Below are 7517 nucleotides of genomic sequence, written 5' to 3'. Positions count from 1 at the left end.
CGAGCTGTACTTCGACCAGAACGGCACCGACAACATCCTGATCGCCGACCAGCGCGGCACCACCAACCTGGCCCAGGGCACCACCAACGGCACCGGCAACAGCACCGAGTTCAACCAGGAAGGCACCGGTAACCAGGCCTACACCACCCAGTTGTATGGCGACGACAACCTGATCACCGTCAAGCAGGCTGACACCATGAACGTGGCCTACGTCACCCAGGGCGGCACCGGCAACATTGCCAGCGTCGACCAGAGCGGCATGACCCAGACCGCCAACATTCAACAGTTCGGCAACGCCAACGAAGCGACTGTGTTGCAGCGGTAATCGCGGGGCATCAAAAAACCGCGGCTCCTTGGGGAGGAGCCGCGGTTTTTTATTGCTCGAGATCGACGCATGCCAGCACCCACAGATCCATTTCAGGGCTGAGTAGCGTGCTACGCGGTAGAACCCTTGTGGGAGCGAGCCAGTTCGCGAATGCAGTGTACCCACACTAGTTGCCGCGACTGCGGTAGACATACCACATTGAATGGAGTTACGACCGCTACGCACCGAGCGATAAAACTCTCTTGATTCAAGACATAAAAGGAACTGAGACGTTCTACTTGATGGCAGGCGACACCGACAAAAAGCCGAAACACCCAAAAAACTTGACAAACCGAAATAGAAGAAAATTCCTACAAGACAAAGAGAATTTTCTTTGACGGGTTAATCATAAGACCTTCAACGGATGTAAGACCCTTCTGATTTTCCATATGGGCATTGACGACTCCCGAACACAGCCACTAGGGTTCTAGCACATGAAAATTAACAAATTTAAAGTTCGCCTTTAATGCAACATCGCCATTCGTTATGTTTGCTGGCACACCGCACAAATTCGATGTTTTCGAAACTTGCGAACGGAGAAATATGCAATGACCATACTTATCAGGACCTCACAATCAAAAATATCTGACAATGAAATATCCATTCTAGATGGAAAGATCTCCATTGCACAAAGCTATATTCGCGAAAGAACCAGCCTAAAACCCACCAGCGTTCTTGTCATATCAGGATCCTTGATCGAAGGAATTGGAAACATACACTCCGATATCGACTGCATTATTTTTTGTGAAAAACACCCCCAAGCAAACGAGATAAAAGATAGTGAACATGCTTTTGTAACCGACATAAATTACCGCCACATAACTAAAGAAGAAGATGTTCATAACACAACAGACTTTTATGGTGATACCAGCATTCACATTGATACCGACTACATAACATACTCAGAATTCAACGAAATAATTAAAAAAATCGAATGTGCATTTGACGAAATCACTTCTGACCAGCGCTTTCTATATACCCCAGTTTTATCTAACACCGAAAACAACATCATTCACAGATCGATAATTGGATATGCATTGGCGAACGAAGAAAAATTCAAAGAATTAAAATCCCAAATCCCCATAGAAAAACATATTTATATTGCACACCGTGAAAAGTTGCCCGTATTTTATGCATTCCAAGACATACAAGGATGCTGGCAATCGGGAAACTTTTGGATGGGATGTGAAATTGCAAGAGACATGATGCTAAAAACAACCATGAGCTTCACCTACTTAACAGGCACAACTAATAAACATTACAAATGGGTCTATTCGAATATATTCAGAGCCAAAGGATTCGAAGAAATCAAAAGTGCATTCTTTTCTCTAGCGAGACAAGGTGCAGTAACAGAAACAGAATGCAGAGAATATATAGAAGCAATTCTAAATTATATCGACCTGGTATTCATAGCGATTGAAAAACTGCTGAACAATTCAAACATATTCCCCTCGACACAAAAATGTCTTTCTGCATTGGACAATGAGTTCAATGAGCGGAAACAGACAACACATAAAACTTCGCTATGTGAATATTATTTTAGAAAAAAATATTTCGCAGCAACGAATACTCCACCTCTAACCAAACTACTCAAAGAGTGGGACTAATAGAAAGCTACACCCATATTGCAACCATAAAACTTCTCACCTCATCTAGTTATTAGACGCGGACGATTATTAATGGAAGTTGCCAAAATAGCCCTACCCTTAATTTTTTCCAGATTGGGTGAAATGACAGCATCGCTGCTATATTTTGCTTTTATTGGAAATTTTATAGCCGGTTCACTCGATGATGCTTCACTGGCTTGGGCAACCACTTCATTTCTAACAGTAGTTGGAATCGGTCTTTTCTTGACAACTCTTATCAAAGTAGCCGAATCACCAAACTTGAATGATGACGCAAGCATCAATTTAATCATCTCATTAAGACTTGCAGTTGCCCTCGGCTTAATTATCACCATTTCAATTTACGCTTTCACCCTTAGTGATTCCAGGTTGCACGCAAACATCAATGAATCTCAAAATCAGGCAAAAGCAATACTGGCCCTTTCCCTATCAATTCCCGCAGTATACTTACAGATAGTAATTTTCAATTTCTTTAACGCACTAAAAAAAACCCACTACGAACTGATTTTCATATGGACCTTTAATATTTCATTCGCTTCCGCCTGCATACTTATCATTTTAAACAAAACACATATAGGATTAATATTTTTTATACTAACTTATTCTGGACTTAGGTGCCTATTCGCTTGCTTGGCATTCATCTTATTTAGAATAGAGATACGTCAACACATTGCAAAATTTCGGTACTTCCGAAACATTACGGCGAGTCAGTATGGCACCTACCTTATTGTTGCATTACCAATGGCCCTCTGCTTAGGAGGAGAAAGTTTAATTTATTTTATTTTTTCGTTTATTTCGAACAACCTGGACAAAAAAAGTTTATCCGCATATCAAGCATCAATCCATTTTCTAAGTATTGTTTACATGATCTCCATTGGCTCGGGAAATGCCGCAGGCATAATAGCTGCACGACACTACAAGCTTAAAGATATAAAGTCGGTCGCTACAACCTATACTCAAGGCTTAACTCTTGGAATATTTATACTGACTCCGTTTTTATTTGCCTGTTTTTTCTTAAAAGAAAACATCGCAGCAATATACACCTCTGACATCCCAACAAGAACACTGATTGAAAGAAACATCCTCACATCCATACCATTCCTTATATTTGAATACATCTACACAATAACTCGTATGACATTGAGAAGCATGGGAGATATTTGGTTCCCCACGCTTATAACCATCGCTTCCTTAAACCTTATCGGCTTGTCATTTTCCATCGGATTACTACTATTTCATGAAAAAAGTGTTCACTCACTATTTATTTCTTTGGCAGCTTGCTCTTTTCTACTAATGGTGCTTCTACTTTGGCGCCTAAAGCATATTATAAAAATCATCACACTTACCATACGCCTCAAAAGCAGATAAAAACTTAGAACAATCTCAACCACGGCGAAATTTTATAATGACTTACACACCATACAGTTTAAATGATCTTGCCTGCCCTATAACAATAATTAGCGAACACCACGGCTGGCGAACCTTGAGCGGCGTAAAAACAAACAACTATTACACTTACCGAAACGCCATATTGAATGGATGCCATCTTCAAAGGGTTTCGTTTGACCTGCGACACCCAGAGGAAATGATTTGCGACTTAAGCAACCTTGATCCAGCTTATTATGATAGGTCTAGCGACAACATAGTAAAATTATGGAATTACCTTGACTCGATTACAAATCGATTCCTCCCCGGAGAAATACGTAGAATTAGAGGAGACAGATTATCACCAGAAATAGCTATTTCCGGCCCTTCTAAATCACAACTTATAGATGTAAAAAAAATACTAATCAACGAAGCGCTCAAGCAATTCGCACCCGAAGCAAACCTAATTACGACTCAAGGAAATACTCGAGGAATCAGCAAAAACAAACTACTTATCGATACATGTCAAGAAACAATGGATTTCCACAACAGGTTCTGCACTTTCTATAGTAGACACATATCCCATGAATTCTGGGACAACAGTTCCGCACTTAACACCAGGTACATCTATGAGAATCACAAAATTTGGAATCAGATTCAGAAAATATCAACAAATAAACTATTTTTATTATCCGCAGGCTTACCCCTCGCGTTAGGCTATTTTGAGGCAACAGGTGATCCTAATGTTTTCTTCTCAGAGATCCATAGGCAAAACGACTCAAACTTGCTAAATAGAGACATTTCGTTCCAGGATATATTCCCCACTCCACCCCTATCAAATGAACCCTGGTTAATTATTGATAAATCTTATACTGGAGGAAGTCTCAGACAGGCTGCAAATATGGTTAGAAATAGATTTGACTACGGCATTGAAGTCAAAACATTAGCACTATTTCCAAAATCACTCAGTGCATTCATGAGCGCAGATTTTGCTGTTTATGCAGGAAAATTATTTGAGGTTAGAAAATGTGCCCCACGACTAGACACAAATAACTGGCACACTCAATTAATAATGGACGAATCAATATGAGACCATTATTTATGGAGGATTACATTTCAGAAATCGAAATATGCCTCTACCTAGCCAGAAAACAATTACGACGCTATTGGGCAGGAGCGTTGGCAGGCCTACCAAATTTCAACAAAGACCTCAAACAGGAAAATCACTCTCGAACTCAATACGATTTAGATTGCCAACAAATTTTGCTTGACTGCCTTTCAAGGGCAAACATGCGAATCACAATTTATTCTGAAGAAATTAGCTCACCAATCACCATTGGTAAACAAGGGGATTTTTACCTGCTTATTGATCCTTTAGATGGTACGCACAACGCAGTTTTGGGCTTCCCAAACTACACCACTAGCGTGGCACTCTATTACGAAAATAACTACGTTTTCAGTTGGGTTTATGACATCTCAAGAGACCTTGTCTATACGGCAGCCTTAGGTAAAGGAGCTTACCTCCAATCACCTATAATTGTGAAAAAACTTATTACTCGTAAAACTAATCGCATTGAGGACATGCGAATATCCTTTCATCGCCCTAAACACTATAGAGACAGGCATTTAATTGAGAAACTTATTTGGACCTCGAACAAAGTCCGGGTTTACTCCTGCTCCTCATTAGAAATTTGTCTAATTGCAGCCGGTGTTCTTGACGCCTTCATCGATTTAAACTCACCTGGACACGAACGCAGCTGTGATATTGCTGCGGCAGAGTTAATTCTGAGAGAAGCAGGAGGAGCGCTTTTTGATGGTTTTGGATTACCCCGATTCTCATTACCGCCCTCAATGGCGTCTCTTTCGGACAATGGAAGTTTAGTTGCTTTGTCATCGGAAGTACTGCTACAGCATATCGTCTAACAATAGTACCAACTGGAGTATAAACATGCTATCTGACACGGTAAATTTGAAGCTTCAACTACTATGCAACGGCGTCAGCTTCACTCAAGAATTTTTAGATTACTTCAAAAACCAAACTGATCATATTGAGAAAAGACGAGCGTACGGAACAGGTGATAGTGTTCACCTTGACTCAAGCATTCGCACCCCGCAGGAAATCATACTTGACGAACAAATTATCGCCGCTGCAAATTACAATCCTGACTCAGACTACAAAATCACACTACAACAAAACGCACCAGTACTTAGACATGGCAGAAAAAACATAAACATAACATTCCCCAAGCGCCCCAAACCATACGGAAAAAAATTAAGTAATGGAGACTTATTTGAGCAACATTTGACGATATATGGAGATTCAACACTTGGAATTTTTTCTCCGGGCCACTGTTATTATTTTAATGATGGTCATGAATGTAAATTTTGCTCTTTGGGATCAGCACGAGATGGCTTTTCTGATCATAAAATGAGAATACAGGGTGGTATGGCCAGTGAAGCAGTAGCCATGGCTATCAAGGAAGAAAACAGTCGGTATCGAAGAGTTTTATTGAACGGTGGCACGATCTCAAATTATGACAAGGGATACAACATACACATCGACTTACTTGAAAAGATAAAACACACAACCACTCAACACAACTTAGACTACCACTTAATCTCCATGCCACCCAAAGATTTCAGACTGTTTGAACGATTCAAAAACACCGGAAACAACATGGCAATGAGCTTGGAGGTATTCAACCCAAGTCTATTTTCAGAGATTTGTCCAGGAAAAGCTCGCGACTATACCTACGACCGCTTTCTTGCTGCTTTTGAAGCCGCCGTTGAAGTATTAGGTCGTGGAAATGTATATGCAGGATTCGTTGCAGGAATGGAGCCTTTAGAGTCAATAATTGAGGGAATTGAATATTTTGGAGCAATGGGAATTGTTCCTGCTGTTGCAGTATTTCATCCTGACGCAGGATCGCAATACGTAGACAAGGAGCGACCATCAATTGACTTCCTAAACACACTTGGAAAAAAAATGTCGGAAGTATATCGTAGAGAGAATTTTAAGCCGTTGATTGAAGGGAGCGGTAGAAATTCTTTAGATACCGAAGCATACCTGGGAGGTTTTCTATGAATCACTCATCTGTACAACCGGCATTCATCGTATTTGAAGGCACTGACGGCGCAGGTAAATCTACAGTTGCCAGAGCAACGTACGATAGAATTTCAGAGTCTCGTTCCGACGTGAGCTACATAGATAAAAATCGTCCTCCAGTATCATCCGGATATACCGAATTCCATATGTCACGATTGCGAGAAATACTCTGGGACTACCCTAATGACGCACCTCTTGATCAGCTCGGCGATAGACACTGGATCAGTTTAATAACTGCTTGGTTTCAAGCAACTGAATACGCTGCCGTCAGACCCTTTATAAATTCAGGAATAAACTGCATCTCCGATGGTTGGCATTATAAATATCTGGCTCGCTTCTTACTCAAAGATGAAAAATTAGCCGAAGAAGCATTAACAATATTCTCAACAATTAAAAAGCCCGATGCCATTATTTTTTTAGATGTTGATCCAGCTATTGCGGCGCAAAGAAAAGGTTCTTTCCGGCTTAGCGAGAGTGGAGCTTACGATGGAGGTAATGAAGATCGCCTTAACAGTTTTATCTCTTATCAGAACCGAGTTCGTTCTAGCTATGAACGGTGTGGAATGGCAAATTGGATAAGGATTGATACGACCAATCTTTGTGAAGAAGCAGTGCTTGATCAGGCGGTTAGCGCAGTACATAACATCCTTTCTAAGGTATAGGACGCATGAACGGCAATAGAGGATGGTTCACGTTCAAGTCTAAAGCACCCTGAAGGTAAGGGCGCAACGGATGACATAAGCCTAGGATACCGCCGGGAAGATGTGAGACACCCAGACCGCCAGCCAGGCCACCATCCACCAGTACGGCAGCACCAACGAAACCATCGTTGACCAGAGCTTCGGTGAAGGCAACGTCGCCAACGTGCTGCAAGTCGGCGACCTGAACGCGGTTTACGCCGACCAGTACGAGTCTGTCGGCTCCACGCTCGGGATCTATCAAGAAGGCACCGGCAACACGCACTTCACCTACCAGAGCGGCGACAGCCACGTGCTCAACACCAACTCGGTGGGTAACGACAACAAGGTTTACGCCAGCAACTGGAAAGGCCCGCAAC

6 protein-coding genes and 2 pseudogenes are annotated in these 7517 nt (G+C 41.7%); all 8 read left to right on the top strand.

Annotated features, from left to right (window positions below; genetic code table 11):
• A pseudogene (locus ACSFE6_RS30365) lies at positions 1-325 on the top strand (curlin); the annotation flags it as partial.
• 587 nt (positions 326-912) lie between these two features.
• On the top strand, positions 913-1971 hold the full coding sequence (locus ACSFE6_RS30360) for a hypothetical protein (protein ID WP_435431063.1): 1059 nt from the start codon (positions 913-915) through the stop codon (positions 1969-1971).
• Between the two features lie 72 nt (positions 1972-2043).
• Positions 2044-3357: an MATE family efflux transporter gene (locus ACSFE6_RS30355; RefSeq protein WP_435431062.1), complete on the top strand. Its 1314-nt coding sequence runs from the start codon at positions 2044-2046 to the stop codon at positions 3355-3357.
• Between the two features lie 37 nt (positions 3358-3394).
• The gene (locus ACSFE6_RS30350) at positions 3395-4444 is read left to right on the top strand and encodes a hypothetical protein (RefSeq protein ID WP_435431061.1); all 1050 of its coding nucleotides are present in this window, start codon (positions 3395-3397) and stop codon (positions 4442-4444) included.
• Complete coding sequence (locus ACSFE6_RS30345) at positions 4441-5277, top strand: inositol monophosphatase family protein (protein ID WP_435431060.1); 837 nt, start codon at positions 4441-4443, stop codon at positions 5275-5277. The genes ACSFE6_RS30350 and ACSFE6_RS30345 overlap by 4 nt, the downstream gene beginning before the upstream one ends.
• 25 nt (positions 5278-5302) lie before the next feature.
• A complete protein-coding gene (locus ACSFE6_RS30340; RefSeq protein ID WP_435431059.1) occupies positions 5303-6439 on the top strand; it encodes a radical SAM protein in 1137 nt (378 codons plus the stop codon).
• Positions 6436-7122, top strand: coding sequence for a dTMP kinase (locus tag ACSFE6_RS30335; RefSeq protein WP_435431058.1), 687 nt, complete (start codon positions 6436-6438; stop codon positions 7120-7122). The genes ACSFE6_RS30340 and ACSFE6_RS30335 overlap by 4 nt, the downstream gene beginning before the upstream one ends.
• A gap of 106 nt (positions 7123-7228) precedes the next feature.
• Positions 7229-7517, top strand: a pseudogene (locus ACSFE6_RS30330) (curlin); the annotation flags it as partial.

Source organism: Pseudomonas baetica, from assembly GCF_051216495.1.
GTDB lineage: Bacteria > Pseudomonadota > Gammaproteobacteria > Pseudomonadales > Pseudomonadaceae > Aquipseudomonas > Aquipseudomonas baetica_B.
Note: the sequence above shows the minus strand (reverse complement) of the source record. Positions and strands in the feature narration are given on the sequence as shown.